Origin of the sequence: Paraburkholderia bengalensis (assembly GCF_037126505.1) — a bacterium.
Taxonomy (GTDB): domain Bacteria; phylum Pseudomonadota; class Gammaproteobacteria; order Burkholderiales; family Burkholderiaceae; genus Paraburkholderia; species Paraburkholderia bengalensis.
This window is the reverse complement of the sequence record NZ_JACFYJ010000225.1, coordinates 1-2,262: the sequence shown is the minus strand read 5'-3', so window position 1 is coordinate 2,262 and position 2,262 is coordinate 1. Positions and strand designations below refer to the sequence as shown.

3 protein-coding genes are annotated in these 2,262 nt (G+C 63.5%); all 3 read left to right on the top strand.

The window, feature by feature from the left end; genetic code table 11:
- On the top strand, nucleotides 1–1,310 hold a 1,310-nt coding region (gene pdxR, locus H3V53_RS42800; protein ID WP_336602986.1), incomplete at its 5' end, for a MocR-like pyridoxine biosynthesis transcription factor PdxR.
- Between the two features lie 116 nt (nucleotides 1,311–1,426).
- Complete coding sequence (locus H3V53_RS42795) at nucleotides 1,427–1,843, top strand: cupin domain-containing protein (protein ID WP_336602985.1); 417 nt, start codon at nucleotides 1,427–1,429, stop codon at nucleotides 1,841–1,843.
- Nucleotides 1,844–1,867: 24 nt separating this feature from the next.
- On the top strand, nucleotides 1,868–2,262 hold a 395-nt coding region (locus tag H3V53_RS42790; RefSeq protein ID WP_336602984.1), incomplete at its 3' end, for a carboxymuconolactone decarboxylase family protein.

Below are 2,262 nucleotides of genomic sequence, written 5' to 3'. Positions count from 1 at the left end.
CCGCCGGCGCGCGGCTGCCCTCCTGGTCGGATTTAGCCGCTCAGCTCGGCGTGTCCCGGGGCACCGTGCGGGCCGCCTATGAACGTCTGATCGACGAGCAGTTCGCGATCGGTTTGGGCGCCGCCGGCACCCGGGTAGCCGCGCGGCCCTTGTCAGCGACGACCGAATGGTCGCCGGACGCGGCACCGCTTCCGGATCTCTTCTACGACTTCAGCACGGCCCCTTTGGCGTTTCAGATGGGTGTGCCCGCCCAGGACGCCTTTCCGTTCAAGCTCTGGTCGCGCATTCAGGCACGCGCGGCGCGCCGGGCGGCAGCGGCTCCTGTCGGCTACCCCGATCCACGCGGCGATCCGGATCTGCGACAGGAGATCGCAGCATATCTTGGCGTCTCGCGTGGGCTTCGATGCAGTCCCTCCCAGGTCTTCGTCACGGCGGGTTTCTCCGGCGCGCTCAATCTCGCGATTCGCGCCCTGCGCGTGGAGGGCAGACAGGCCTGGCTGGAAGACCCTGGCTTTCCGCTCACGCGTACGGCCCTCGGGCTGGCCGGCATGACGGTGGCAGGGGTGCCCGTGGACGCACACGGGCTCGATATCGACGCAGGCATGCGGATCGCGCCCGAAGCCTCCCTCGTGGTGGTGACACCTGGACAGCAGGCGCCGCTCGGGATGACGATGTCGCTCGCCCGACGGATTTCGCTGCTCGGCTGGGCGAAACAACACGACGCCTGGATCGTCGAAGACGATTATCTCGGCGAGTTGCAGCTGAAAGGACGGGCCGCACCGGCGCTGGCCTCACTCGATCAGGACGGGCGAGTGCTGCACATCGGGACCTTCAGCAAGACGATCAGCCCGGCACTGCGCCTGGGATTTCTTGTAGTCCCGCCTGACATGGCACGCCGGTTTGGTGACGTCGCGGCGTGTCTCGCGCCCGCCCCGGCTTCGTCCGAACAGCACGCCGTAACGGAGTTCATGCACGACGGACACTATCTTCGCCATCTGCGGCGTATGAAGCGTCTTTATGCCGACCGACAGGAAGCCCTGGTTCGTTGTCTGAGGGAACTGCCTTCGGATTCAATCAAAGTGCAGGCCGCCGCCGGCATGACCGTGGTGGTCGCGCTGCCTCGATCCGTATCGGATACGGATATCGCTTCCCGGGCGCGACTGTTCGGGCTGGCCCCGGTTCCTCTCTCACCTTGGTACACACGCAATCCGGGGCAGCAAGGGCTGCTGCTCGGCGTCACGAATTTGAATGAAAGGACGTTGGCCGCCCACTGCTCTCGCCTTCTGGAAATCGTTCGCGGCCGCCACTGACGGACAAGCCACCCGGTCTTCACTCGCGTTCTTGGTGCATCGAAATCGTTCATTCCTGGTGCTTTTGCGTGCCCCAATGCCACATGAAAATGGAGGGCACAAAGGAGCCAGACATCATGAACATTCGATCCACCGTAACAGCTGTTAGCACAGCCATGGCCTTTGCCATCGCCGTGCCGGCCTCGGCGCATGGCGCGGCTGAAACCGTCACACCCAACTTTCAGCACGCCATTCCCAACATCCCCGGAAAGTCGTTGACCGCCGTCGTCGTCGATTACCTACCGGGCGCAGCGTCGCCCGTTCACAGGCATGCAGACTCGGCTTTCATCTATGCCTATGTCGTGTCAGGCGAGATCGAGTCGCAGGTGGATGATGGTCCGAAGCGCGTCTACCACGCCGGCCAGAGTTACTTCGAGGAGCCTGGCGCCGTTCACCGCATCAGCCGCAACGCAAGCGGAACGCAGCCTGCGAAGCTGCTCGCCGTCTTTGTCTCGAACAGCGACGACCAGGTCCTGACTACCCCCGTCAAGTAAATTACCGCATCAAGGAGTCACATCATGAGCAAGCGTCTTGACTACACCCAGATTGCGCCTGCGGGCGTCAAAGCACTTGGCGGCGTCTACGGCTACGTCATGCAGAGCGACCTGTCGCCGGTTCTCGTGGACCTCGTTTACCTGCGCGTCTCACAGATCAACAACTGCGCTTATTGCCTCGACATGCATACGCGCGACCTCCTCCAAAAAGGCGTGAAGGTCGACAAGCTCGCGCTCGTGCAGGCATGGAGGGAAGGGGGCCAGCTGTTCGACGAGCGCGAGCGTGCAGCGCTCGCCTGGGCCGAATCAGTAACCCTCGTGGCACAGACCGGTGTACCGGACGTAGCCTACGAGGCAGCCCGCGCCGTGTTCAATGAGCGCGAACTGGTTGACCTGACCATCGCGATCAGCCTGATGAA

Excerpts from the sequence above, each read along its gene's own strand:
- H3V53_RS42795 (WP_336602985.1), top strand. The coding sequence starts at position 1,427 with ATGAACATTCGATCCACCGTAACAGCTGTTAGCACAGCCATGGCCTTT.